Source organism: Streptomyces sp. NPDC031340 (assembly GCF_055569945.1).
Genome location: NZ_JBVIIE010000006.1, coordinates 155,794 through 180,147 on the forward strand (window position 1 = coordinate 155,794; position 24,354 = coordinate 180,147).

General features: G+C 69.7%; 21 protein-coding genes. 11 read left to right on the plus strand and 10 right to left on the minus strand.

Features of this window, described 5'->3' with window-relative positions:
* The first annotated feature begins 438 nt into the window (after nucleotides 1-438).
* The 3 genes from ACZ5GT_RS06270 (at nucleotide 439) to ACZ5GT_RS06280 (ending at nucleotide 5,963) form a co-directional block, all read left to right on the plus strand.
* Nucleotides 439-1,872, plus strand: coding sequence for an endo-1,4-beta-xylanase (locus tag ACZ5GT_RS06270; RefSeq protein WP_469015204.1), 1,434 nt, complete (start codon nucleotides 439-441; stop codon nucleotides 1,870-1,872).
* A gap of 712 nt (nucleotides 1,873-2,584) precedes the next feature.
* Nucleotides 2,585-4,990: an SdrD B-like domain-containing protein gene (locus tag ACZ5GT_RS06275; RefSeq protein ID WP_469015207.1), complete on the plus strand. Its 2,406-nt coding sequence runs from the start codon at nucleotides 2,585-2,587 to the stop codon at nucleotides 4,988-4,990.
* Nucleotides 4,991-5,300: 310 nt separating this feature from the next.
* Nucleotides 5,301-5,963 (plus strand): hypothetical protein, encoded by a 663-nt coding sequence (locus tag ACZ5GT_RS06280; RefSeq protein ID WP_469015443.1) that lies wholly within the window; start codon nucleotides 5,301-5,303, stop codon nucleotides 5,961-5,963.
* A 26-nt stretch (nucleotides 5,964-5,989) separates the two neighbouring features.
* Here ACZ5GT_RS06280 and ACZ5GT_RS06285 read toward each other — a convergent pair whose 3' ends face one another.
* Nucleotides 5,990-7,327, minus strand: a complete 1,338-nt coding sequence (locus ACZ5GT_RS06285) for a right-handed parallel beta-helix repeat-containing protein (protein WP_469015210.1) — start codon at nucleotides 7,325-7,327, stop codon at nucleotides 5,990-5,992.
* A gap of 88 nt (nucleotides 7,328-7,415) precedes the next feature.
* Here ACZ5GT_RS06285 and ACZ5GT_RS06290 point away from each other — a divergent pair, with 88 nt between their 5' ends.
* Nucleotides 7,416-8,573 (plus strand): Dyp-type peroxidase, encoded by a 1,158-nt coding sequence (locus tag ACZ5GT_RS06290; protein WP_469015216.1) that lies wholly within the window; start codon nucleotides 7,416-7,418, stop codon nucleotides 8,571-8,573.
* A 216-nt stretch (nucleotides 8,574-8,789) separates the two neighbouring features.
* On the opposite strand, the gene snpA is transcribed toward ACZ5GT_RS06290, so the two are convergent.
* Entirely contained in the window at nucleotides 8,790-9,482 is a 693-nt protein-coding gene (snpA, locus tag ACZ5GT_RS06295) for a snapalysin (RefSeq protein ID WP_469015219.1), read from the minus strand.
* Between the two features lie 183 nt (nucleotides 9,483-9,665).
* Between snpA and ACZ5GT_RS06300 the strand changes: the two genes are divergently transcribed.
* Nucleotides 9,666-10,691, plus strand: a complete 1,026-nt coding sequence (locus ACZ5GT_RS06300; protein ID WP_469015222.1) for a LysR family transcriptional regulator — start codon at nucleotides 9,666-9,668, stop codon at nucleotides 10,689-10,691.
* 546 nt (nucleotides 10,692-11,237) lie between these two features.
* On the opposite strand, the gene ACZ5GT_RS06305 is transcribed toward ACZ5GT_RS06300, so the two are convergent.
* The 4 genes from ACZ5GT_RS06305 to ACZ5GT_RS06320 all read right to left on the minus strand — a co-directional run bounded on the left by ACZ5GT_RS06305 (nucleotide 11,238) and on the right by ACZ5GT_RS06320 (nucleotide 14,159).
* Nucleotides 11,238-11,651: a (R)-mandelonitrile lyase gene (locus ACZ5GT_RS06305; RefSeq protein ID WP_469015226.1), complete on the minus strand. Its 414-nt coding sequence runs from the start codon at nucleotides 11,649-11,651 to the stop codon at nucleotides 11,238-11,240.
* A gap of 47 nt (nucleotides 11,652-11,698) precedes the next feature.
* The gene (locus tag ACZ5GT_RS06310) at nucleotides 11,699-12,025 is read right to left on the minus strand and encodes a carboxymuconolactone decarboxylase family protein (protein ID WP_469015229.1); all 327 of its coding nucleotides are present in this window, start codon (nucleotides 12,023-12,025) and stop codon (nucleotides 11,699-11,701) included.
* Nucleotides 12,026-12,089: 64 nt separating this feature from the next.
* Nucleotides 12,090-12,857, minus strand: coding sequence for a glucose 1-dehydrogenase (locus ACZ5GT_RS06315; protein WP_469015232.1), 768 nt, complete (start codon nucleotides 12,855-12,857; stop codon nucleotides 12,090-12,092).
* Nucleotides 12,858-13,142: 285 nt separating this feature from the next.
* Nucleotides 13,143-14,159, minus strand: coding sequence for a zinc-dependent alcohol dehydrogenase family protein (locus ACZ5GT_RS06320; protein ID WP_469015236.1), 1,017 nt, complete (start codon nucleotides 14,157-14,159; stop codon nucleotides 13,143-13,145).
* A 235-nt stretch (nucleotides 14,160-14,394) separates the two neighbouring features.
* On the opposite strand from ACZ5GT_RS06320, the gene ACZ5GT_RS06325 reads away from it, so the two are divergent.
* Nucleotides 14,395-15,318, plus strand: a complete 924-nt coding sequence (locus ACZ5GT_RS06325) for a helix-turn-helix transcriptional regulator (RefSeq protein ID WP_469015240.1) — start codon at nucleotides 14,395-14,397, stop codon at nucleotides 15,316-15,318.
* A 170-nt stretch (nucleotides 15,319-15,488) separates the two neighbouring features.
* Here the strand turns inward: ACZ5GT_RS06325 and ACZ5GT_RS06330 are convergent, their stop codons facing one another.
* Nucleotides 15,489-17,273, minus strand: coding sequence for a sensor histidine kinase (locus ACZ5GT_RS06330; RefSeq protein ID WP_469015246.1), 1,785 nt, complete (start codon nucleotides 17,271-17,273; stop codon nucleotides 15,489-15,491).
* Nucleotides 17,263-17,958: a response regulator transcription factor gene (locus ACZ5GT_RS06335; RefSeq protein WP_469015250.1), complete on the minus strand. Its 696-nt coding sequence runs from the start codon at nucleotides 17,956-17,958 to the stop codon at nucleotides 17,263-17,265. Before ACZ5GT_RS06335 ends, ACZ5GT_RS06330 begins: the two co-directional genes overlap by 11 nt.
* A 145-nt stretch (nucleotides 17,959-18,103) precedes the next feature.
* Between ACZ5GT_RS06335 and ACZ5GT_RS06340 the strand changes: the two genes are divergently transcribed.
* From ACZ5GT_RS06340 to ACZ5GT_RS06355, 4 genes are read left to right on the plus strand one after another with little or no spacing between them, the layout of a single operon-like run.
* Nucleotides 18,104-18,700, plus strand: coding sequence for a hypothetical protein (locus tag ACZ5GT_RS06340; protein WP_469015253.1), 597 nt, complete (start codon nucleotides 18,104-18,106; stop codon nucleotides 18,698-18,700).
* Nucleotides 18,690-20,039 carry an efflux RND transporter periplasmic adaptor subunit gene (locus ACZ5GT_RS06345; RefSeq protein ID WP_469015256.1) on the plus strand — a complete coding sequence of 450 codons (1,350 nt, stop codon included), beginning with the start codon at nucleotides 18,690-18,692 and terminating at the stop codon, nucleotides 20,037-20,039. Before ACZ5GT_RS06340 ends, ACZ5GT_RS06345 begins: the two co-directional genes overlap by 11 nt.
* Entirely contained in the window at nucleotides 20,036-20,725 is a 690-nt protein-coding gene (locus ACZ5GT_RS06350) for an ABC transporter ATP-binding protein (protein ID WP_469015259.1), read from the plus strand. The genes ACZ5GT_RS06345 and ACZ5GT_RS06350 overlap by 4 nt, the downstream gene beginning before the upstream one ends.
* Nucleotides 20,722-21,987 carry an ABC transporter permease gene (locus tag ACZ5GT_RS06355; RefSeq protein WP_469015264.1) on the plus strand — a complete coding sequence of 422 codons (1,266 nt, stop codon included), beginning with the start codon at nucleotides 20,722-20,724 and terminating at the stop codon, nucleotides 21,985-21,987. Before ACZ5GT_RS06350 ends, ACZ5GT_RS06355 begins: the two co-directional genes overlap by 4 nt.
* A gap of 197 nt (nucleotides 21,988-22,184) precedes the next feature.
* Here the strand turns inward: ACZ5GT_RS06355 and map are convergent, their stop codons facing one another.
* Nucleotides 22,185-22,967, minus strand: coding sequence for a type I methionyl aminopeptidase (gene map / locus ACZ5GT_RS06360; RefSeq protein WP_469015267.1), 783 nt, complete (start codon nucleotides 22,965-22,967; stop codon nucleotides 22,185-22,187).
* Nucleotides 22,968-23,032: 65 nt separating this feature from the next.
* On the opposite strand from map, the gene ACZ5GT_RS06365 reads away from it, so the two are divergent.
* Nucleotides 23,033-23,338, plus strand: coding sequence for a helix-turn-helix domain-containing protein (locus ACZ5GT_RS06365; protein WP_469015270.1), 306 nt, complete (start codon nucleotides 23,033-23,035; stop codon nucleotides 23,336-23,338).
* Nucleotides 23,339-23,633: 295 nt separating this feature from the next.
* Here ACZ5GT_RS06365 and ACZ5GT_RS06370 read toward each other — a convergent pair whose 3' ends face one another.
* On the minus strand, nucleotides 23,634-24,245 hold the full coding sequence (locus ACZ5GT_RS06370) for a TetR/AcrR family transcriptional regulator (protein ID WP_469015275.1): 612 nt from the start codon (nucleotides 24,243-24,245) through the stop codon (nucleotides 23,634-23,636).
* Nucleotides 24,246-24,354 lie beyond the last annotated feature (109 nt).

The window sequence follows — 24,354 nt, forward strand, 5'->3', positions numbered from 1 at the left end:
TCGAACAGCCGTCGAAGCTCCGAGCAACCCGAATGATAGGGAACCAGTGAACGGCGTCAACACCCCTCGCATGTATCGCCGTTCACTCCGAAACAATTCGGGAACCTGTGATCGAGATCCGCACTACCAGCGCGGCAAATGACGGAGCCGCACCACACCCGCACCGAGAGTCCACACCCGGCCCGCGGTTCGAAACATTCGAAGCAAGCTCAGAAACTTTTGCGCCGCCAGAGTATTGACGATGCATCGTCAATGCCTCAATCATCCCAACCTGAGAAGGCGACCCGGTTCGACATTTCGAACCCTCCGGGCTGCCGGGCTCCGCCCTGCCCCGCCCCGTCCGTCCGTCTGCCCGCACGGCAGTGGGCGACGCAAGACCCTGCGCCGCAAGACCCTGCGCTTCAGTCCTTCCGTGATGTCTATCTTGGAGGCACATTCATGGGCTCGTACGCCCTTCCCAGACCCGTTGTCCGCCGGAAGATCCGCGGCCTGCTGTTGACGCTGATCGTCGGCGTCCTCGGTGTGGTCGCCGCACTTCTCGCGCCGCCGACCGCACACGCCGCCGAGAGCACGCTCGGCGCCGCGGCGGCGCAGAGCGGCCGCTACTTCGGCACCGCCATCGCCTCGGGCAAGCTGGGCGACTCGGCGTACACGACGATCGCAGGCCGTGAGTTCAACATGGTGACGGCCGAGAACGAGATGAAGATCGACGCCACCGAACCGCAGCGGGGCCAGTTCAACTTCACCGCCGGCGACCGTGTCTACAACTGGGCGGTGCAGAACGGCAAGCAGGTGCGCGGCCACACCCTGGCCTGGCACTCCCAGCAGCCCGGCTGGATGCAGAGCCTCAGCGGCAGCACCCTGCGCCAGGCGATGATCGACCACATCAACGGCGTGATGGCCCACTACAAGGGCAAGATCGCCCAGTGGGACGTCGTGAACGAGGCCTTCGCCGACGACGGTTCGGGAGGTCGGCGGGACTCCAACCTGCAACGCACCGGGAACGACTGGATCGAGGTCGCCTTCCGCACCGCGCGCGCCGCCGACCCGGCGGCCAAGCTCTGCTACAACGACTACAACATCGAGAACTGGACCTGGGCCAAGACCCAGGGCGTGTACAACATGGTCCGGGACTTCAAGCAGCGCGGTGTGCCCATCGACTGCGTCGGCTTCCAGTCTCACTTCAACAGCGGCAGCCCCTACAACAGCAACTTCCGCACCACCCTGCAGAACTTCGCCGCCCTCGGCGTCGACGTGGCCATCACCGAACTCGACATCCAGGGCGCCTCGGCCTCGACCTACACCAACGTGACCAACGACTGTCTGGCCGTCCCGCGCTGCCTCGGCATCACCGTCTGGGGGGTGCGCGACACCGACTCCTGGCGATCCGGGGACACGCCGCTGCTCTTCAACGGCGACGGCAGCAAGAAGCCCGCCTACACCGCCGTCCTCAACGCACTCAACGGCGGCACCACCACCCCGCCCCCTTCGGACGGCGGACAGATCAAGGGCGTCGGTTCGGGCCGCTGCCTGGACGTGCCCAACTCCGGCACCACCGACGGCACCCAGCTCCAGCTGTGGGACTGCCACAGCGGCACCAACCAGCAGTGGACCTACACCGACGCCGGCGAGCTCAGGGTCTACGGCAACAAGTGCCTGGACGCCGCCGGCACCGGCAACGGCGCCAAGGTCCAGATCTACAGCTGCTGGGGCGGCGACAACCAGAAATGGCGCCTCAACTCCGACGGATCCATCGTCGGCGTCCAGTCCGGCCTCTGCCTCGACGCCGTCGGAGCCGGAACCGCCAACGGCACCCTGATCCAGCTCTACTCCTGCTCGAACGGCAGCAACCAGCACTGGACCCGCACCTGACGGGACCCGCAGGACATCGTCGACGGTCCCGGGTCGCCGCCGTCGTGGCGGCGACCCTCGCGATCGCATGCCCGCCGCGCTGAATCGGCGCCCGCCGAGGCAGCAGCGGTCCTTTCACGCTCCTCGGCCGGAATGAACCCGTCCCGAATGCGCCATCCGGACGGCACGGACCCGACGCGACCAGATTCGGCCAGAGTGGCCATCATTTCGCAGCCGAACATTCTTCCGGCCGCCGTTCTGCTGCGCTCGCGCGCTATCGCTGATCCCGATGAATGTGAGGGGTTCTTGTGGTGGCGGCGAGACCCCAGGGATACGATATTGCGCGCTGCTCGCAACGGCCGGGGATGAGGGTGACACACCTTGATTGAGCTGCAAGAACACGCAACCCGAGGCGGTCCCGCCCGAGGTCGTGAAGGCGCTTTCACCTTTCACGCTTGCGACACTCACAAGTTATCCTCATACGATCACTATAAAGCGGCCCACGCGACAGCGGTGGGCCCTTTTCATTGCCTGCCGTTGGCGACCGGCGTCCGCGCCCGGGGTCGCGAAGTGGGCGTGCGGCGAAAAGCGAGTGCTTCGTTCTCACGACAAGACAAGTGTGGAGTGTGATGCCATGAATCGACTCGGCAGAGATTCGCGCCGGTCGGCCTGGCGGCTTGCGGAGCCGCCGGCGCGCGTCGCGTTATCCGTTCTGTTGCTGGCAGGGGGCGCCGTGGGAGCGACGGCCGGACCGGCTGCCGCTTCGGCCGCCGACGGCACGCTGACGGTCGAGGTGCTGCGCGACTTCTTCGGCACCGGAGTGGTCAACACGACGATGGACCTGCCGCAGCGGGGCATGAAGGTGAAGATCTCCGACCCCGCCGGACACAGTGTCACCGGCGTCACGGATGCCACCGGAAAGGTCGTGACGCCGGGGTCGACGGCGCTGAGCGGCGGCCGGTACCGCGTCGACGTCAGCATCCCGGCGCCGTACAGCGACTACCTCCGGGCGGCGCCCGCGTCGACGAAGGAGAACCACTTCGACAGCTTCACGTCGTTCGTGGACGTGTCGGACGGCAAGAACGCCTCGGTGGTGACGGGGGTGTGGAATCCGGCCGACTACGCGCTGCCGGACTCGCGGTACTTCGTGCCGGTCCACAACGGCGCCAACGGGACGGACAACCGGGCGCTGGTGGCGTTCGGGACGAAGGTCCGGGGCACGTGTCCCACCGATGTGGCGTGCCCGACCACGCTGGCCACGCAGGACCAGGTGGGCACGACGTTCGGGCTGGCGTACGACAAGAACAGGACCCGGCTGTTCCAGAGCGCGTTCGCCCGCCGCTACGCCCCGTACGGGCCGCAGGGCGGGGGCGCGATCTACACGGTGCCGGTCGACGGCTCCGGTGTGCCGCGGCTGTTCGCGCGGGTACCGGACGCCGCGGTGACGCGGCACGACACCGCCAAGATGATCAAGGATGCCGGGTTCACCGACGTGCCGGGCAAGGAGAGCATCGGTGGCCTGGCCCTGTCGGAGGACGGCTCCACGCTCTACGCGGTGAACCTGCGGACCCGCAGCCTGGTGAGCTTCGACGCGACAGGGGCCACCGCCGCGGCGCCCAAGTCGACGGTCCCCATCCCGGATCCGGGGTGCGCGAGCCCCGAGGACTGGCGGCCGTTCGGTCTCCAGGCCCACGACAACACCCTGTATGTCGGCGGCGTGTGCAGCGCGGAGAGCACGCGGCAGCGCGCGGACCTGAAGGCCTACGTCTCCGCCTACGACGGCAAGCGGTTCACCACGGTGCTGAGCCACCCGCTCACGTACGAACGCGGCACCGTCTTCGGTTCCGGCGACAAGGCCACCCACTGGAACCCGTGGAACACCAGCCTCGACACGTGGGACGACCGCAAGTCGGGCAACGTCTACATCGATCCGCAACCGGAGCTGGCCTCCCTCGCCTTCACCCGCGACGGCTCGATGGTCCTGGGATTCCGCGACCGGTTCATGGACGTGCTCAGCTGGGGAGGGCTGGACCCACGACCGGGGAACGACACGGCCGAGAACGGCATGTCCGGTGGTGACATCACCATGGTCTGCGCCACTCCCACCGGTGAGTACCAGTGGGAAGGCACGGGGAACTGCCCCGACCACGCCACCCCCGCCAACAACGGCGGCCAGCCCGCCGATGTCGTCGAGTACTTCCCGGGCGACTTCTACGCCAACGCGCACCGGGAGACCGCGCTGGGGTCGGTGGCCTACATCCCGCAGCAGCAGTGGGTCGTCAGCACGGAGTTCGACCCGGTCGTCAACGTCGCGACATCGGGGACCGGGTACTTCGACATCGCGACCGGTGAGGGCCCGGGCAACAACCCGACCGCCAACGGGTTCCAGTTCGTCAGCCGGGAACAGGGCGGGTTCGGCAAGGCCGGCGGGCTCGGTGACATCGCGTACGCGGCGGCGAACGCGCCGGTCCAGATCGGCAACGTCGTGTGGTTCGACGGCGATCACAACGGGATCCAGGACCCGGGGCACGTGCTGCTGCCGGGGGCGACGGTCAACCTGCTGGACGCGGACGGCAAACAGGTCGACACGACCAGGACCGATGCCGCCGGCGAGTACTACTTCGGTGGTGTCGGCGCGGCGTACGAGCTCACGCCGGGCGCGAAGTACACGGTGCAGTTCGACGTGTGCACCGCGGACACCGGCCAGGTGCCCGAGCAACCCCCGGCGAGCGAGCTGAGGTTCACGCTCCCGCGAGCCGGCGCCGACCGTGCGCACGACTCCAATGTGACCCCGCCGGCCACCGGGCCGTTGTGCAGCGGCTACGCGCCCGTCACGGCGCCGGACAAGCCGGGCGGGGTCGATCACACGATCGACGCCGGGGTGTACATCCCGAAGGAAACACCGACCCCGACACCGACTCCCACCCCGACCCCGACACCGACGCCGCCCGCGCACTCCACGGCGCCGTCGCCCGCGCCGCCCGCCAACCACCCGGCCCCGGCCGGTGGCGACGAGGGTTCGCTGGCGAACACCGGTACGTCCGGGCTGGCGGAGCTGATCGGCGTCGTCGGTCTGCTGGTGGGTGCGGGCCTGGTCATCGCGTTCGTGACCCGGAATCGTCGCGCCCGGCACCACTGAACGAACCGCACAGCGCTGATCCGCCCGTCCGTGATCCGGACGGCGCGGACGGGCGGATCACGTCCGAGGCCGGTCCACGAGGGCCGGCCTCGGCGTGGTCCGTCACCGGACTGCCGAGTGCCGCCGCGAGGCCGCGGCGGCGGACGGCGTGGTGACCGAAAGGATGAATCGCAGAGTGTCAGCGTCGAACCGCGTGCGGAGCATGAGAACCCTGCAAGCCCCACCGGGCCGTCCGGCCGGCCGGCGCCGATGGCCGCGGTCGCGCCGCGCCGCGGCCGTCATGGGCATCGCGGTGGCCGCGGTGGCCGCGGTGGCCGCGTTCCTGATCACCGACGGCGACTCCGGCGCCCACGGTGCACGCCCGCTGACGACCGATGAGACGAGCCGACTGGCGATCACGCGCTTCCGCAACTACCAGGCGCAGGGCCGCGCGGTGACGATCACCGTGCCGGGCGCCGCCGGCGGGCTGACCGTCACCGGGTCCGTCGACTACCGGCACAAGGTCGGTTACGGCGTGGTGCACGGCACCGGGCGCGACAAGTCCAGCGACGGGCTGATCCGGTGGACGCCCACGGCGGTGCACGTCCGCCCGATGACGGACGCCCCGGCGCACGCACCCGTGCCGCCGCCCCGTTCGGGCTGGTACGACCGTCCGCTGCTGTCGACCGGCAGCGCGCTGGACACCTCCCTGTCCATCACGCTCGGTCTCGGCGGCGACCGGCCGGACAACGCCGAACTGCTGCCGCAGAACGGCGCCGCGTGGTTGGGGCGGGACCAGGTGGACGGGCGCCGGGTGGACGTCATGACCGGACCGTCCTCCCCGGACCGCTCCGGTACGGCGGGCAACGTGCGCTACTGGATCGGCTCCGACGGCACCATGTACCGCGTCCGGGTCAGGGTGGGTTCGCAGCCGGAGCCGGTGGTCATCGATTTCGACACCCACAAGTACGTCCCGGTCGAGCCGGCACCCTGAAACTGCTGCGGCCCGGTGACCGCCGTTCAGGACGTCCGCACCCGCGCGTTCGCGGCGAGCAGTGACACGGGCGGCAGCCGGACGCCCTCCAGCTTCGGCAGGGCCGGGACGGGCGGGACAGCGGTGGCGCCCGCGGTGGCGGCGTGCGGGAACTGCGGCTGCGGAGCGGGCGCCGCGACCTCGGTGAACGGGATGCCACCGGGTGCCGTCGGCACCGTCCACCTGCCGGACGGCGAGGACACCCCGGCCGGAACCGGGCAGGCCGCACTCGTCGCGAGCCGGGCGGGCACGGTGGTGCGCAGATCGTTGCCCCGCAGGCAGTTGCCCCGTCCCCGCGTGGCGGTGGGGAACGTCCAGCCGACGTCGACTCCATTGCCGGTGAACATGTTGTCCACGATCTGGTTGCCGACCGGAGGCATGTCGGTGGTCGCCGTGATCACCAGCCCGGCGTTGCGGTTGCCGGCGATGCGGTTGCGGACGAACCGGTTGTCGCTGCCGCCGTCGACGCCGACGCCGATTCCCCACCCGCCGTCCGCCTGCTGAGGGGTGGCCGTCCGCTGGTTGCCGGCGATGAGGTTGCCCGCGATCACCGAACCCTTCTGCGGGACGAGTTTCTCCTGGTGGTCGGAGTTGGTGGTGAGTCCGACCCGGTTGCCGACCAGGCGGTTGCCGACCACATACATGTCCTCGCTGGCGTTGGTGCCTTCGTAGCCGACCGCGTTGAGTTCGGCGACGTTGTCCCGCACCACGATGTTGCAGGGCTTGCACTGGCCGACGTAGATCCCCGAGTCGGCGCCGCCCGACGCGTACGAGTGCTCGATGACCCCGTTCTGGGCGGAGAACGCGTAGATGCCGTACAGACCGTTCCGCGTCGCGGTCACGTGGGAGACCAGGAACGACTTCAGGAAGGTGACGGGCTCGTCGCCGGTGTCGTAGCCGCCGTTTCCTCCCGGCAGGCCGGCGGCCGCCTTCGCCGAACCGGTGACCAGGACCCCGTTCTGCGTGTTGTTCTCCACGGTCAGGTTCTCCACGGCCACCCCGGGCGCGGAGACGACGACGCCGTTCGGCTGCTGCAACCGCCCGTCGATGACGACCTTGTCCCGGGACAGACCGCGAAGAGTGATGCGCGCCGTGCCGATCCTCACCGACTCGTGGTAGACGCCCGGCGCGACCAGCACCAGGTCACCGGGCCGGGCCAGGGACACCGCATCCGAGATCGTGGGGGCATCGGCAGGGACGCGGATCGTCACGTGCGCACCGGCCGGACGCCGGCCTCTGTCCGGTCCGCCACCGCCGCCGCAGCCTGCCACCAGTGTCAGCGTGCCCACTACCGCCGCCAGCACGCGAAGAGCTAATCGAGGCATGATCCCAGTCTGGCATGACGCCCCAACCCCCTTCCGGAACCGCGAGATTGACGGGATTTCGCGATACGGGTGTGGCACTCTGCACCCCATGCGCCGAGCCGACCGCCACCTGTCACGCCGCACCTTCCTCGATGTCACCGGCGCCATGACGGCCGCCGGCCTGACCGCCGGGTGCACATCGGACTCCGCCCGGCCGGGCCAGCACGCCCCTGCCCGGGGGGCTGCGCCCGTGCCGATTCCGGCGACGGGCCGCCACCAGGCGGGCATCACGCTCCCCCGGCCGGCCCAGCCCCATCTGCTCGCCGTGGTGGCCGACCTCGGTGCCACCGTGGCACCCGGTCCGTTACTGGCCGAACTCGGACAGGCCATCCGCGCACTCACAGCGGGCACCGACCCGCGGCTGCTGGGCCTGCCGCCGGGCGACCTCACCGTGACCATCGGCGTGGGCCCCCGGCTGGTGCGCACGGCCGGTGCCTCGCTGCCCGGCACGGCCGACCTCCCACGATTCTCCCGCGAGCGGATCGCCCCGCAAGCACGCGGCGGTGACCTGCTGATGCAGATCTGCGCCGGCGACGCGCTGCTCCTACCGGTCGTCGCCGCCGCGCTCCTGGACCACGCCGGTGACCGCGTCCACGAACGCTGGCGGCAGTCCGCACACCGCGGTACGAACGTGCCCGTCGGCAACGGCCTCAGCGCGCCACGCAACCCGCTCGGTTTCATCGACGGCATCGTGGGCCCGCACACGCCCGCCGAACGACGACGCGACCTGTGGCTGGCCGGGCCCCCCGCGGTCGCCGGCGGCACCCTTGCCGTACTGCGGCGTATGGAACTCGACCTGCCGCGGTTCGCCGCCCTGTCCGTAGCCGAACAGGAAGCGGTCTTCGGGCGACGCCGGGCGAGCGGCGTCCCCCTCTCCGGCGGCACCGCCGCCTCGGGCCCGGCACTCGGAGCCAAGACACCGGACGGGCGCTATCTCGTCCCCGCGGACGCCCACGTACGCAGAGCGCACGCCACCGTCGTCGGGGTCGGCCTCATGCTCCGCCGTTCCTACAGCACCGACCAGCCCGCCCCCGGCCTGCTGTTCATCAGCTTCCAGAACGACCTGCGGACCTTCACCGCCACCCTCACCCACATGGACATCTCCGACGCGCTGCTGCCCTTCACCACCACGACCGCCAGCGCGACATTCCTGATCCTCCCCGGCTTCGACCGGCAACATCCGCTCGGTTCCCCGCTGTTCGGCTGATCACGAGCGACTCGATGGGCGGCAGACCTCAATCGCTCACACCGCCTGACGACTTACCCATGGCCGCAAGGGTCGCAAGGGGCGCGTCAGTCGGATGCGGCGGCAGTCCTACCGGCCCGACCCGGCACAGATGTACGGACCGCGGCGGGGAACCGCGGTCCGTACACGTGTGGTGAGATCACGGCCCGCAGGCCGGTCCGCCCGTGGCGCGGTCGGTCAGCGCTGCACGCCGGCCTTGGCGAGGGCCTTGGCCAGACCGTTGGCCCACAGTTGGTTGACGCGGGACCTCTCGGTAGCGTTCGGGTAGCGGTTGGTGCAGGACGTGCCGGGGCCACCGCCCGACATGAGCTCACTGCACGGGCCGCTGTAGTGGTCGGGCAGGCCCAGCACGTGGCCCGTCTCGTGGGCGGCCACCCGGATCGAGTCGTACTGCTGGTTCTGCGCGTAGTCCAGGAAGATGTAGCCGCTGCCGTGGCCGTCGGTGGACGCGTACGACCCGCGTGAGTCGTTGCCCTCGTAGTAGGCGAAGTCAGCGCTGCCCGACGTCGCCTGGAGCTTCACGTTCGACACGGAACTGTTCCAGATCGAGGCGGCGCTCGATATCTGCGAGCGGAAGCTGGGTGCCTGGGAGGCGTTGTAGTAGACGGTCACCGCCTGGAGGGAGGGCTGCGCGGCCTGCCGCTGGGCGACGGACTTCAGTACCGCGTCGAAGAAGGCCTTGTTGCCGGCGTTCTCAGCGGAACCGACGTAGCCGGCGGCGCTACGGGCCTGGGCGCGGTCGGCGCCCTGGGGCTGGGCGCCCGCCGGGGCCGCGGTGCCCAGGGCCGCCGCGGCCAGTCCGAGACCGAGGGCGAGAGCTGCGAGTCTCCTGGAGTTCTTCTTCCTGGCGTTGGTACGCAACGACGCCATGTGGGGGGCTCCTGTTCGTTCTGTGGGGTGGAACGATCGGTTGCCAGGAAGTCTCGGACATCTGAACGGGCCCCGGGATGATGGCAAATGGGGATAGCGCCGGGCTATCAGGGTCCAACTCATCCACATTCGCAGGCACTTGAACACCTGGTGTCACACGGAGCCCCGCTCTACGCTCCCCCCATGGAGCTGGAGGTCAGGCACCTGCGCGTGCTCTGCGCCATCGCCGACACTGGCAGTCTGCACAAAGCGGCGCGGGAACTCGGCATGGCGCAGCCCTCGTTGAGCACCCAGCTGCGGCGCATCGAGAACACCTTCGGCGCCCAGTTGTTCGTACGCAGCCGCACCGGCTGCCGCCCCACGCCGCTGGGCCTGGCGGTGCTCAGCCGGGCCCGGCCGCTGATGACGGAGTTCTCGGCGATGGTGACGGAGACCCGGGCCGAGGCCGCCCGCGCCGCCTGCGGCTTCCAGCTTCGCATCGGCGCCACGGCGAACCGCGCCATCCCGGGCTGGCTGTACCGGCTGCGGGCCGGGGTGGCGCGGATCGAGCCGACGCTCCAGATGAGTGTGTCCGCCAACTCGCTGCTGGCCATGGTCGCCGCCGGCAAGCTCGACATGGCGTTCGTGCACGAGGTCGAGGGCAGCCCGCTGCGGATGCCGCCCGGACTCTGCGTCCGCGTCCTCGTCGAACGCGAGCCGCAGTTCGTCACGCTCGCCGCGAACCACCCGGCGGCCTCGCGAGGCCGGGTGCGGATGGCCGACCTGGCCGGTGACCGCTGGATGGTCGATGCCACCGTCGACGGCGAGTGGGACGCGCTGTGCCGGACCCTGCGGTCGGCGGGCCTGCGGCCGGAGATGCTGCACGGCGACTACCTCACCGCGTACTCGCTGGCCGCGATCGGTGAGGTCGTCACCGTCAGCCAGCCCACCGCCCACCCCCGCCCCGATCTGGCCATCCGCCCGCTGGAGGGCGACCCCATCGGCGTACGGCTGCTGCTGGCCGCCCGCACCGAGGCCGAAGTGGACGAGGTCTACCCGTACCTGGAGGAGTCCTACTGGGCCGTGGCCCGGGAGGCACCGGCCTACGTGGAGTGGCTGGAGAGCGCCGGCACTCCGGCCGCCCCGCCGCCCGTCGGCGCGCCCGGCCCACCCGACGGCCGACGCCGACCGGACGGGCTCGCGAACACGCCGCCCCGAACACCGGCCTGAGCCCCTGCGCGGTCAGCGCGCACGAGCGTCATGGCCTCCCATCCATCTCTTCCTCGGGCGGACCGGATCGCCGAGCCCGGACACCTCGGCACGAGCCCGCTCCCGCTCGCTGTGGACGGAGGCTCGCGCATCATGCCTCTTACGGCTCCTCGGGTCGCCGTACGGGAGGCATGTCCTCCACAGTCCACAGCGCCCCACACCCGCCGAGGGACCTCTCGGGCGCCGACCGGGCGGATATCGCCTGCGCGGTGCTCGGACCGCCGCGCAGACAGGCTCCCCCTTTCGGAGGGAATACCTCGACGCTGGTCAGGCGGAGCTGTCGCTGGTCGAACGGCTCGGGTCCGCCGCCCAGGACGCCAGCATGCGCAGGCTGTCGTGGGTCGGAGTACCGGCTTCGGCGGTCCGGACGACGATCTGCAGGTCGGGGTCGTCGGCATCTGCAGGTCGGGGTCGGCGGCCCAGGTGACGGCGTTTCAGTCGAGATACCCCCCAGCCTCAGGTCGGACGGCCTGTCGAACCGTCTTGAGAAGGGCGAAGCACTCGGCCTCAGCGGGTGACGGCGGCAAGCGCCGCGGCGTACTGCTCGTCGGTCACCGGTTCCAGCCACGTGGTGCCATCGCCGTCGGCGTCGCCGACGACCATGGCGATGTGGGCCATGAGAGTGGTGCCGGTGCCTCCGTGCCAGTGCTCCTCGCCGGGCGGGCACTTGACGGTCTGGCCGGCACCGACCCGTGCGACGTGACCGTCGCGGGTGCAGACGAGGCCGACGCCGTCGGTGATGTAGAGGGTCTGGCCGTTGGCGTGGGAGTGCCAGTTGGTGCGGGCGCCGGGGGTGAAGCGGACCAGGGCGGTCGCCAGCCGGGCCGGTTCCGCCGGGGTCTCGATCATGTTGAGGTAGACGTCGCCGGTGAAGCGCTCGGCGGGGGCCTTGACGGTCGGAGTCTGCGTGATGTGTTCCACGAAGGGGTTCCTTGCTGTGCGGAGGTGGAGGAAGCGGTGGGCCGGTGTCAGGCGCCCCGCTCGTCGGCGAGCTTCTTGAGCAGGCTGATCGCGGTCATGGCGTTGGGCCAGCCGGCGTAGAAGGCCAGGTGGGTGATGGCCTCGGACAGCTCCTCCACGGTCAGGCCGTTGTCCAGGGCCAGGCTCAGGTGGTACGGCAGCTGCTCGCCGCGGTAGAGAGCGGCCAGGACGCTGACGGTCACCAGGCTGCGATCGCGCGGTGAGAGTCCCGGACGCTTCCAGACATCACCGAAAAGCACCTCGTTGGTGACCTCGACGAGCTTGGGTGCGATCGCCGCCAGCTCCTGGGGCGCGGGCTGCTTGGGTTCGGGCATGTGGGTCACTCCTTGTTGCGTACCGCATCGGCTTCCGAGGGGAGGCCGCTCACTGTCTGTGCTGCTACTGGGCGACGTAGCCGCCGTCGACGGGGAGGGCCACACCGACCACGAAACCGGCACCGGGGCTGCACAGCCACAGGACCGCCTGGGCGATCTCATCGGCCGTACCCAGGCGGTTGACGGGCTGGTTGGCTTCGGCCTCGGCCCGGTCGAGTTCCCCCTTGACGATCATGTCGCTGACCATGGGAGTGTCGATGGTGCCGGGGCAGATCGCGTTGATCCGGACGCCTCGCGGGGCGTACTCCAGTGCGGCGCTGGTCGTCAGGCCGATCACGCCGTGCTTGGAGGCGTGGTAGGAGGCGCGGCCGGGCAGGCCGACCAGGCCGCCGAGGGAGGAGCAGTTGACGATCGCACCACTGCCCTGGTCGCGCATGTGCCGCAGCTCGTGCTTCATGCTCGCCCAGACGCCGCGGAGGTTGATGGCGTGAACACGGTCGAACATCTCGGCCGCTTCCTCGGCGGCATCGGCGGGCGGGATCTGGACACCGGCGTTGTTGTAGGCCATGTCCAGGCGGCCGAACGTCTCCACCGTCCGGTCGACCGCGGCGGCGACCTGGGACTCGTCGGTGACGTCGCAGGTCAGGGCGATCACTCGGCGGCCTTCTTCGGTGAGCCGCTGTACAGCCGCGTCCAGGGCGGCTTCGTCGATGTCGGCGAGGCCGACTGCGGCACCGGCTGCGGCGAAGGCGCGGGCGGTGGCCAGACCCATTCCGGAGGAGGCGCCGGTGACGAAGGCGGCCTGACCGGAGAAGTCGTACGTGGGGTTCAACGGGCTTTTCCCTTTCGGTGCGGTGCGGACAGGCGGGAGTGCAGCGCCGAGCAGATGTGACGGCAGGTTCACGCTCGGGCTGCTGTGCTCGGCGTCGGATCGGATCGCGCCGGAGACGATCAACTGTGCGGCGTGGATGCTCTCGGGCCGGGACCGACACCGGCACCGGCACCGACACCGACACCGACACCGACACCGACACCGACGAGGGCATACGTGGTCGTGCTGGGGTCCTTCTCCGCCGGGGCCCGGTGTCCGGCCCCCCGGGTACGGGAACGTGCGAGGTCAGGGCTTGAGGAGTGCCTTGATGGCGCGGCGCTCGTCCATCGCCTTGTAGCCCTCCGCGACCTGCTCCAGCGGCAGGGTGAGGTCGAAGACCTTGCCCGGGTCGATGCGGCCGGTCAGGACGCGGTCGATCAGGTCGGGCAGGTAACGGCGCACGGGGGCCGGGCCGCCACGCAGGCCGACGTGGGAGAAGAACAGTTCCTGGCCGTCGACGGCGACCTCGTGCGGGACGCCGACGAAGCCGACGCTGCCGCCGGGCCGGGTGGAGTGAAGTGCCTGCCGCATGGACTCGGCCGTGCCGACGCACTCCAGCACACTGTCGGCGCCGATGCCGTCGGTGAGCTCCTTGATCCGGGCGACGCCCTCGTCGCCGCGCTCGGTGACGATGTCGGTGGCGCCGAACGCGCGAGCGAGCTTCTGCCGGGACTCGTGGCGGCTCATCGCGATGATCCGCTCCGCGCCCATCTCCTTGGCGGCGATCACGGCGGACAGGCCGACCGCGCCGTCGCCCACGACCACGGCGGTCGAGCCGGGCTTCACCTCGGCGGCGTCGGCGGCCCACCAACCGGTGCCCATCACGTCGGAGACGGCCAGCAGACCGGGCCACAGCTCCTCACCAGGCACCTCGTCGGTGGCGACCAGGGTGCCCTGGGCGTTGGGGATGCGCACGTGGTCGGCCTGGCAGGTGCTCATGAACTCGCGGTGCAGACAGTTCGACTGGAAGCCGTTGCGGCAGTTCGCGCAGGTGTTGTCGGAGGTCGCGAACGAGCCGACGACGAACTGGCCCGGCTTCACGGCCGTGACCTCGGAGCCGACCTCCTCGACGAAGCCGACGTACTCGTGCCCCATCGGATGCGGATCGCCGATCGGCTCCAGCCCGCGCCAGGACCACAGGTCGGACCCGCATACGCAGGTGACAGCCGTACGGATGATCGCGTCGGTCGGGTGGAGGATCTTCGGGTCGTCCAGCGTCTCGAAGCGGACGTCACCGGGGGCGTGGATCACTGCGCCGCGCATGATGGGGTTCCTTTGCGTACGTGGTCCGGACCGCTGCCGCGGTCCGCGTGCAACCGGCCCCGAGCCGCGAGGCACCGGACACCGGGGGCGGGCGGTCTTCACCCGCCGACGTCGGAGGTCGGGGAGAACACCACGTCCTCCAGGTAATCGCCCTTCACCGTGGGCAGCCAGTCACCGTCGATGGGTGTACCGGCAGTACATCCCTCTCGCGGCCCACTGCACGTACGGTCGAGGGGTGGACAACCAACAGGAGGTCCGCGAGTTCCTGACCTCGCGGCGAGCCAAGATCACCCCCGAGCGAGCCGGACTGCCCAGCGGGACCCGGCGCCGTGTTCCCGGTCTGCGCCGCAGCGAGGTCGCGGCCCTGGCCGACGTGAGCGTGGAGTACTACGCCAAGCTCGAACGCGGCAATCTCGCCGGCGTCTCCCCCGCCGTTCTCGAAGCCGTCGCCCGCGCGCTGCGGCTCGACGACGCCGAGCGGGCCCATCTGCTCCATCTGGCCCAGGCCGCCGACGGCTCCGACGTCCTCAGCCGCCCCCGTCGGCGGCGCCCCGCCCGTCAGTGGACCCCCCACCGCAGCCTGCAGTGGACGCTCGACGCGATCACCGCCGGGCCCGCGTTCGTACGCAACGGCCGCATGGACATCCTCGCGACCAACGCTCTCGGCAGAGCGTTCCACCACGACGTCTACGCCACCGCCCACAACCAGGCGAACCTGGCTCGTTTCACCTTCCTGGACCCGGCTTCCCGCCGTTTCTACCCCGACTGGGCCCTCGCCGCCGACGTCACCGTCGCGATCCTGCGCACCGAAGCGGGCCGCAACCCCTACGACAAGGAACTCCACGACCTCGTCGGCGAACTGTCCACCCGCAGCGACGCCTTCCGCACCCGCTGGGGCGCCCACAACGTCCGCCACCACGGCACCGGCACCAAGAACTTCCACCACCACGCCATCGGCGACATCACCCTCGCCTTCGAGGGGCTGGAGATGGCGGCCGAACCCGGGCTCACCCTCACCGTCTACACCGCCGAACCCGGCTCTCCCTCGGAGGAGGGTTTGCGCCTGCTCGCCTCGTGGTCCGCAACGCGGGAAACTCCCGCGTTGCGGACCCAGGACGGTTCAGGGGACGCGGAAGGCGACACCCGCGCCCATCACTGAGCCCGTCACCCCTTGTCGGCCCGCCTGTGCCGTTCGACTCCGTGGACCACGAGTCAGCTGCCGTTTTCCGGTCTGCCGAAGGGTACTTGGGGCACGCGGAGCATCAAACGAGCGTCACGACCGGCACCCATCGGCTTCCGCCTGAGGTCAGGGCACTCGCGCTCCACGGATCAGCTCGGCAACCGCACCAGGAACACCGTCTCCACATGCGGCCGGCTCGCCACGGAGACGTCTCCGCCGTGTGCCCGCACCAGCTGTCTGACGATGGACAGCCCCAGCCCGCTGCCTCCCGTCCGCCTGCTGCGGGACTGTTCGGCCCGCCAGAAGCGGTCGAACACCTGGGGCAGGTCCTCTTCGCAGATGCCGCTGCCCGTGTCCTTCACCTCGATGGCGACGGCGCCTGCCACCCGGCGGGCGCTGAGGGTGACTCGGCCGGCCGGCGGGGTGTGGCGTATCGCGTTGGACAGCAGGTTGCCCAGGATTTGGCGGAGGCGGACCGGGTCTGCGTGGACCGAGAGACCGTCCGGGGCGTGCACGGCGGTCTCGACACCGCCGGCGTGCGCGGTCGCACGGTGCGCGCTCATGACCTGCTCGATCAGCTCGCGGAGGTCCAGTTCCTCTGGACGCAGGCGCAGGGTGCCGGCGTCGGCTGCGGCAAGCACCTGAAGGTCGTCCACGATGTGCTGGAGGAGTTCCGCCTCCTCCTGCAGCGAGGTGAGGAGCGCCGAGTCGGTCTCGGCCAGGCCGTCCTGTGCCGCGTCCAGCCAGCCGCGGATGTTGGTGAGGGGTGTGCGCAGTTCGTGGGCGATGTCACTGACCATGACCCGGCGCTGCTCGTCGGTGCGTTCGCGGCGTTCCGACAGGTCGTTGAGGGCGGCGGCCAGATAGCCGGTCTCGTCCTTCGCGGTGACGGGGATACGGAGGTGCCGGCCCGAGGGGGCGCGCGCCGCGGCGGTCAGCGTGCGCAGCGGACGTACCAGCCTGATCGCGATGACGGCGGTCACGGCGACGGTCGCGGCCAGGACCAGACCGGTGGTGGCCAGGACCCGGAGGGTTCCGGCCGGTGACAGGTCGAAGGCGGCGGTGGCCGTACGGGGTGGACTGATGACGAACAGCAGGGCCGCGGGGGCGACATACGCCGCCAACTGCTCCCGCCGGCCCTCTTCCACACAGTCGTCCACAGCGGCGGAACTCTCCGTGGAGTCGTCGCCGTCCATCCGGAAGTCCATCGCGATGGTCAGCGGTTCGGGCAGGCGCAGGTGGTTGCGCTCGGCGCAGCCGCGGACGAGTCCGGTGAGTTCGGCGAGGGCCGCGGCCTCGGTCGGGGTGGGCACGCTCAGGCCCTTGGACTCGCAGGCCGGGATGAATTCCCCCGAGGTCCTGGTCGTGCGCAGGGCGGGCCTGCCACTGGCCTCCTCGACGATCTGCGCGCGTACCCCCGTCCGGTGGTAGAGGCAGTCGACCTCATCGCGGGCGACCTGTCGCAGCTTCGCCCGCTCCTCGGCGGGCAGGCGGTAGGGGCCGACGGCTCGTGGGTCGATGCGGGAGGCCTGCTCCGCCCGGCCCGCACCCTGATCCGTGGACGGAGCGACGTGCAGCGGATCGATCACCGCGCTCTGGTCGAGGGGCAGCCGTTCCGCGGCCGGCCGGTGCGACGCGGCGATGATCCGGCGCGCCCGCGTGGTCAGGACGATGGTGCGCCCCGTCGACCGGGAGAGATCCAGGACGGTGCGCTCGATACCGTTCCAGTCGCGGTGTGTCGCGGCGAAACCCTCCAGGGTGTCCTGGATGGTGGCGTCGTCCGCGAGGACCTGGCCCCGCTCCTGCTCGATGGCGACGGTGGTGCCGCGTACCGTCAGCCAGGCCGTGGCCCCGATGGACACCAGGGAGATCAGCACGGAGGTGACCAGGAGCCGGAACAGCAGGCTGTTGCGCAGGGGGACTTCAGACGTCACGGCGGCCTCGGGACAGTTTGTATCCGACGCCGTGGACGGTCAGCAGCAGCTCCGGTCTGCGCGGCGAGATCTCGATCTTCTTCCGCAGGTTCACCATGTGCATGTCCACGGTGCGTTCGGTGACGGCTCGGCCGTGGTCGCTGATGCAGTGCAGCAGCTGAGCCCGGGTGAAGACCCGCTCGGGTGCGGCTATCAAGGTGCTGAGCAGGCGGAATTCGCCGGGAGTGCAGTCCACCGGGCGGCCGTTGACGGACACCTCATGCCGGTCCGGGGCCACGGTCAGCGGGCCGGCCTTCAGGAGCACATCCTCCGCGCGCTCCTGCCGGGTGCGCCGCAGCAGGGTCCGGATGCGGGCCACCAGTTCGCGCGGCCTGAACGGCTTGATCATGTAGTCGTCTGCCCCGATGTCCAGGCCCAGCAGCAGATCGTCCTCGGTGGAGCGGGCAGTGAGCATCAGAATGGGCATATCACCCGTGGCGCGTATACGTCGGCATATCTCCAGCCCGTCCATACCGGGCAGCATCCAGTCGAGAACGAGCAGATCAGGTGGCCGCTTTGCGGCCTTCTCGAGGGCTGTCGGCCCGTCGTGCACCACGGTCACGGCATGGCCGTCGTGCACCAGGTAACGACGGATCAGTTCTGCCTGCTTTTCGTCGTCTTCGGCCACCAGTACGTATGCGGACATGGCCCGATGATAAGCCTGCGGAGCGCGTGGTGAACGTCGGCGAATCCTGTTCCATTTCATGACAACTTCCTGACAAACGCATGCAGGGATCCGCTGAAGGGAAATGTTGACACCTTTCTGACAAAGCCTTGTCACGCTTCCAGGCATGCTGAACGAGAAGAAGCTCTTCCTCTCCTGCGCCGTTCTGACGGTGACGCTGATCACCGGCTGCTCCTCCGGGGGAGACGCCGAGAGCAAGAAAGGCGGAGTCGTCTCCGTCACGGAATCCGGTGGAGACGCAGAGGGCGGGGTGACTGGGAGCCCGGCGGCCGATGATTCCGATTCCGGCCGCCCCCAGATTCGACTGGACACCACGCAAATCGAGGAAATCCGCATGTACCAGGGCTACCTGCGCTGCCTCAAGGATCACGGAGTGCCCATTCCGTCGAAGGGGAGCAAAATGCCGGAAGCCGATCCCGGAACACTGTGGTTCCCCGGTATTGATGTGGCCAAAGAGCGTCCGGAAGTGGAAAAGGCTTGCCTCGGAAAGAGGCCCCTGCCGCCCCCGGAGCTGGACCCGAAGAAAAACCCCGACTACATGAACGACTACAGCAAGTGGATCACGTGCGACAACCGCAGGGGGCTCAAGGTGAACCCCCTTCCTGACGGAGGCGGCTGGAACTACAAGCCCGGTGTGACTCAGCCCAGGAACGCCGACCAGATCGACAAGGAATGCATGATCGAGGCGTTCGGTGGCGAGTGAGCGCGACGCCGGGGACACCATGGCCCTGCGGGTGACGGTCCAGGAGGAGGGCGACCCCCGCAGGCCGAGGGCGGCCCGCCGGAAGAAGAAGGCCCTGTATCTCGCCATCGTCGCCGTGCTGCTGGCAGGAGGAACGGGCGCCGGACTGTTGTGGGCCGGCCGGGGCGGGACCGGCTCCGAACCCGAGTCCGGCCCGAAGGTCAAACAGATCGCCGTGGTCAGAACGGATCTGTCGGGCAGCAGAGAGATGCAGGGCATGCTCGGCTACGACTCCACGCGGACGATCCGCAGTGCCGGCGAAGGACGGGTGACGTGGCTTCCGAACCGGGGTGCGACGGTCGAACGCGGCCGGCCGCTGTACCGCGTCGACGAGCGTCCCGCCGTGATCTTCTACGGCAGCACACCCTTGTACCGCAGGCTCGACACCCCCGGCAGCGTCGGCCGTGACATACGAGTCGTCGCCGACAACCTCAGGGCTCTCGGCTACGACATCGGGGCACAGCCGGCGCCGGGCACGGTCGTCCGGCAGCAGGCGTCCGCGGGCGCCCCCGCGTCCGTGACAACGGGCCCCGAGCACGGGGAGACCACGCCCCCGGCCGGCCCGTCCCCGTCCCCGTCCCCGGACGGCGGAGCGGGCCGAGGAACCGATGCGTCACAGGAGGGTTCACCGAGCCCGGGTCCGTCGCAGTCCACGGTCAAGGAGGGCGACGGTGTGCTCACCACATCCCTGATGTCCGCGATCAAACGCTGGCAGAAGGCCGTGGGCATGGATCAGACCGGCATCCTCGACTTCTCCGACGTGGTGGTGACGAAGTCGGCGGTGCGGGTCTCCGACGTCCTCGCCCAGCCCGGGGACGAGGCGCCGGGAGACCTGATGACGGTGACCGCCACCACCAAGTCCGTGACCGTGCCGGTGGAGTCGCTCGACATGGGGTCCGTCAAGTCGGGCCAACAGGTCACCGTGGTGCTGCCCGACCGGACCACCATCCCGGGCCGGGTCGCCGCGATCAGCACCATCGTGCAGGGACAGCAGGGAGACCAGGGAGAGTCGGGCGGCACCGGGCAGACCAAGACCAACGTCACCGTGTCGCTGGACGACCCACACTCCGCCAGGAGCATCGACTCCGCTCCCGTCCAGGCCCGGTTCCAGGGGGAGTCGAAGAAGAACGTACTCGCCGTCCCGGTCGGCGCCCTGCTCGCCCTGCGCGAGGGAGGGTACGCGGTCCGGCTCTCCGGCGGCAGGCTCGTCCCGGTCGACACGGGCATGTTCGCCCAGGGACTGGTCGAGATCAGCGGCCAGGGCGTCAGCGAGGGCATGAAGGTGGACACCACGGCATGACCCAGGTCCTCAGCGTGCGCGAGGCGAGCGTGACCTACCCCCCCGAGGTGAGAGCCCTCGACCGGGTCTCCCTGTCCGTCTCACAGGGCGAACTGCTGGCCATCCTCGGCCCTTCCGGCTCCGGCAAGTCCACCCTGCTCAACATCATGGGCACGCTGGCCGCGCCCACCAGCGGCAGCGTGGTCATCGAGGGGCAGGACGTGGCGGAGTTGTCCGACCGCCAACTGTCCGCCCTGCGCGGGCGGCGCCTGGGTTTCGTCTTCCAGCACTTCCATCTCACGGACGGGCTCACCGCGGCGGAGAACGTGGCGACCGGCCTGCTGTACGCCGGGGTGCCCAGGAAGTACCGGAAGAAACTGGCCGAGGAGGCCCTGGCCCGGGTCGGACTCGCCCGTCGGGCCGGCCATCTGCCGGGGCAGCTCTCCGGAGGGGAGCGTCAACGGGTCGCCATCGCCCGCGCGGTGGTCCATGAGCCGGCTCTGGTCCTCGCCGACGAGCCGACCGGCGCACTCGACACCGCCAACGGCGCCGCGGCGCTCGCCCTGTTGACCGATCTCAACGCGGCGGGCACCACGATCGCGCTCATCACTCACGACCGTGACATCGCCGACCAGTTGCCACGCAGGGTTCACATGCGTGACGGTCGCCTGGTCACGGACACCGCACTGACCGGAAGCCCGTCATGACCGCCCCCGCCAAGCCGTCCCGCGCCGCGCTGCGGCGCTTTTCCCGGCGTACCGAAGACAAGATCAAGCCGGTGCGTCTCGCCTTTCTCGATCTGTTGGGCCTGGGGCTCCTCGGCCTGCGCACCCGCAAGCTGCGCGCCGCGCTGTCGGCGCTCGGCATCTCGATCGGCGTCGCCACGATGATGGTGGTGACCGGGATCCCGGCCTCCAGCCAGCGGGCGCTGATGGACGAGATAACGGCGCTCGGGTCCAACATGCTGCGGGTGCAGCCGTTTTCGGGACAGGCCGTGCCGGTCGAACTGCCCGAGGAATCGGTCGACATGGTGCGCCGCATCAAACCGGTCACCGAGGCGAGCGCGGTGGCCAACACCCATGCCGTGGTCCAGCGTTCCGACCTCGTCGGTGATGACGACTTCTCCGGTACCGGACTCAGTGTGCTCGCGGCCCGACGCGACCTGCTGAGCGTGGTGGGCGGAAAAGTCTCCTCGGGAAGGTTCTTCAGCGCCGCCGACGAGCAGTTTCCCACGGCCGTACTGGGCTACCGGGCCGCCGGCCGACTCGGCATCGGGGAAATCCCCGAGAACGACCCGGCTCCACAGATACAGATCAACAAGTCGTGGTTCACCGTGATCGGCATCCTGCACTCCGTACCGCTTTCCGACGATCTCGACAACGCCGTACTGACGGGATGGCCGGCCGCCAAGAAGACACTGCGCTTCGAGGGAAATCCCACGGTCATCTACGTCAAGGCACGGGAGGCCTATCTGGAGGACGTACGGAGCGTACTCCCCGCCACCGTGTTCCCGGAGCAGCCGGGGCAGGTCCAGGTCAGCCGCCCGTCCGACGCCCTGGCGGCCAAGCGCGCCACGCAGAACACCTTCTCCTCCCTCTTCCTGGGCCTGGCCGGTGTCGCACTGCTGGTAGGCGGAATCGGCGTGGCCAACACCATGGTCATCTCGGTCCTGGAGCGCCGAAGGGACATCGGGCTGCGCCGGGCACTGGGCGCGACCCGCGGTCAGATACGCGTCCAGTTCCTCGCCGAGTCCGTGGGCCTGTCGCTGCTCGGCGCCCTTGCCGGAACCTTGTTCGGTGTCCTCGCCGACATCGGCTACGCGCACTGTCAGGGCTGGCCGACGGTGATCCCGCTGATCTCGGTCACGGGTGGCTGCCTCGGCGCCGTGCTGATCGGCATGGCGGCCGGTGTCTACCCCTCGGTCCGCGCGGCACGCCTTCCTCCCACAGAGGCACTGGCGTCGACGTGACCGGCGGCGAGCGGTGGCACCACGGTTCGTCCCCGCTCAGCCCTCGTCCGCCAGGTCGAGGTCGTCACGTGTGGCGTAGCTGACCCGCTTGCTCAATGAGGCCCCGGTCAGTGCCTGCACCCCTTCGAGACTGTCGAGGACGACGAGCATCGACGGCGGCGCACCCTGCCCGCTGAGCTCCTCGTGACAGCGTCCTCTTATGGTCGTGCCTGCGTGGGCAGGGTGAGGATTTCGGCTCCGCTGTCGGTGATGGCGATGGTGTGCTCGCTGTGCGCGGTCCGGCAGCCTGTCGCGCTGCGCAGCGTCCAGCCGTCGGCGTCGGTGAGGAGTGTGGCAGTGTCGGCCATGACCCAGGGCTCCAGGGCCAGCAGCAGTCCGGGGCGCAGCTTGTATCCACGGCCTGGCCGTCCGGTGTTCGCGATGTGGGGGTCCTGGTGCATGGTCGAGCCGATGCCATGGCCTCCGAACTCGGTGTTGATCGGGTAGCCCGCCGCACTGAGGACCGTGCCGATGGCGTGAGAGAGATCACCGATGCGCGCCCCGGGCTTGGCGGCGGCGATGCCGGCGGCCAGTGCGCGTTCGGTCGTCTCGATCATCGCGACGCTCTCCGCCGGCCTGGCTCTGCCCACCAGAAAGCTGATCGCGGCGTCTGCGGCCACCCCGCCTCTGGCTACTGCGAGGTCCAGAGTCAGCAGATCCCCGTCTGCCAGCGTGTAGTTGTGAGGCAGCCCGTGGAGCACTCCGTCGTTGACGGCCGTGCAGATGTAGTGCCCGAACGGGCCGCGCCCGAAGGAAGGCGCGTAATCGACGTAGCAGGACTGCGCTCCCGCCTCGGTGATCATCTCTTTGGCCCACTGGTCGATGTCCAGCAGGTTCGTCCCGACCGTGCTGCGCTGCTTCAGTGTGTGCAGGATGTCTCCGACCAGAGCGCCGGTGCCCCTCGCCCGCTCGAGCCGCGCGGAGTTCAGGATCTCGATCATGGGGGACCTCTCACGTACGTCCAATAACTATCCCGGTCTAACTGTACCGGTATTAGAATGGGGTCATGGTCAGGTTGCCGCTCACCCCCGCCGAGGTAGAACGCGGACAGCGCCTTGGCGCCCTGCTCCGCCGAGCCCGGGGCAGCCGCTCGATGCTGGACGTGGCGCTCGCTTCGCACATCTCGCCGGAAACCCTGCGGAAGATCGAGTCCGGCCGTGTGGCCACCCCCGCCTTCCCGACCATCGCGGCGATCGCCGACACCCTCGGCCTGTCCCTCGACGCCATATGGGCCGAGGTCAACCGGACGGAGCGAACCGTCGAGGACCAGTGGGTCCCGCCTGTCACACGGCGCCCGTCGCTGGTTTCGTAACACCCACTCCACACAAACGGCCCGCTGCGGGAGCGTACGCCGACAGTGGAGGTCTCCACGCCCTGCCGGCAAGCACTTCTCGGTCCGCCGCCGCAGCATCATCGCCGGCATCCCCTACCTGCTACCTACCGGCCGTGCTGGTGACTGCGGTCGTCGTCAAGGACTCCACGGTCGGCAACGTGCTCATCGAGCGGGTCGCCGCCGAACACTCCGGTCTGCACAAGGTGGTGCACGTCTCACCGTGCTCTCGCGCCCCCACCCGTCGGGGTAACCGGTGCGGGGGGGTTGGTTCGGTTCACGGGCGAGTCGGCCCGGCGGGTGATGGGGGGCAGGTGGAGAGGACGTGGTCGACGGCGGCGTTGAGGGTGTCGGTCTCGGCGATGAGGACGGATTCGCGGGTGGGCAGGGCGCGTTGAACCGAGAGTCCGTTGAGGACGGCGAGGAGGAACCTGACGTTGCGGGTGTGGTCTCCCGGGGGCAGTGCGCCTTCCTCGGCGAGCACGGCCAGCCAGTGTTCGACCCGGCGCTCCGCCTCCCGCTCATGGCCGAGATATGCGGCGCGTACCGATTCGGTCGGCTCGGGCTCGATGAAGGTCCGGTACATCGCGCCCCATGCGGTTCGCGCGTCTTCGTTGGTGCCGAGCGGTGCGAGAACCTGCCGCAGGCAGTTCAGCAGCCGTTCGCGGGGCGGCAATGCCTGGTCCCGGATCGGGTCGCCGGGCAGCAGGTGTTCGTAGATCCGCGCGAGCAGGCTGTCCTGCAGGGCGCGCTGGGTGGGGAAGTGAAACCTCAGCGAGCCGGTGCTCACTCCCGCCCGCGCGGCGACCGCTCGCACGCTCAGCTTCGCCGTCATGTCCTCGGCGATCATCTCTGCAGCGGCCTGGAGGATCTTCTCGCGTGTTTCCATGCCCGCTCTCCTTCGCTTCTCCCCAGCCCCCTCACTGTACTAGCACGCCGTACTAGTACAGCGTGCTAGCGTTTCTTCTAACACGCTGTACTAGTAGTGGTGCGGCTGA

Coding starts and splice junctions, on each gene's coding strand:
- ACZ5GT_RS06270 (WP_469015204.1), top strand. CDS start 439: ATGGGCTCGTACGCCCTTCCCAGACCCGTTGTCCGCCGGAAGATCCGC.
- ACZ5GT_RS06285 (WP_469015210.1), bottom strand. CDS start 7,327: ATGCCTCGATTAGCTCTTCGCGTGCTGGCGGCGGTAGTGGGCACGCTG.
- ACZ5GT_RS06290 (WP_469015216.1), top strand. CDS start 7,416: ATGCGCCGAGCCGACCGCCACCTGTCACGCCGCACCTTCCTCGATGTC.
- snpA (WP_469015219.1), bottom strand. CDS start 9,482: ATGGCGTCGTTGCGTACCAACGCCAGGAAGAAGAACTCCAGGAGACTC.
- ACZ5GT_RS06300 (WP_469015222.1), top strand. CDS start 9,666: ATGGAGCTGGAGGTCAGGCACCTGCGCGTGCTCTGCGCCATCGCCGAC.
- ACZ5GT_RS06310 (WP_469015229.1), bottom strand. CDS start 12,025: ATGCCCGAACCCAAGCAGCCCGCGCCCCAGGAGCTGGCGGCGATCGCA.
- ACZ5GT_RS06320 (WP_469015236.1), bottom strand. CDS start 14,159: ATGCGCGGCGCAGTGATCCACGCCCCCGGTGACGTCCGCTTCGAGACG.
- ACZ5GT_RS06335 (WP_469015250.1), bottom strand. CDS start 17,958: ATGTCCGCATACGTACTGGTGGCCGAAGACGACGAAAAGCAGGCAGAA.
- ACZ5GT_RS06340 (WP_469015253.1), top strand. CDS start 18,104: ATGCTGAACGAGAAGAAGCTCTTCCTCTCCTGCGCCGTTCTGACGGTG.
- ACZ5GT_RS06350 (WP_469015259.1), top strand. CDS start 20,036: ATGACCCAGGTCCTCAGCGTGCGCGAGGCGAGCGTGACCTACCCCCCC.
- ACZ5GT_RS06355 (WP_469015264.1), top strand. CDS start 20,722: ATGACCGCCCCCGCCAAGCCGTCCCGCGCCGCGCTGCGGCGCTTTTCC.
- map (WP_469015267.1), bottom strand. CDS start 22,967: ATGATCGAGATCCTGAACTCCGCGCGGCTCGAGCGGGCGAGGGGCACC.
- ACZ5GT_RS06365 (WP_469015270.1), top strand. CDS start 23,033: ATGGTCAGGTTGCCGCTCACCCCCGCCGAGGTAGAACGCGGACAGCGC.
- ACZ5GT_RS06370 (WP_469015275.1), bottom strand. CDS start 24,245: ATGGAAACACGCGAGAAGATCCTCCAGGCCGCTGCAGAGATGATCGCC.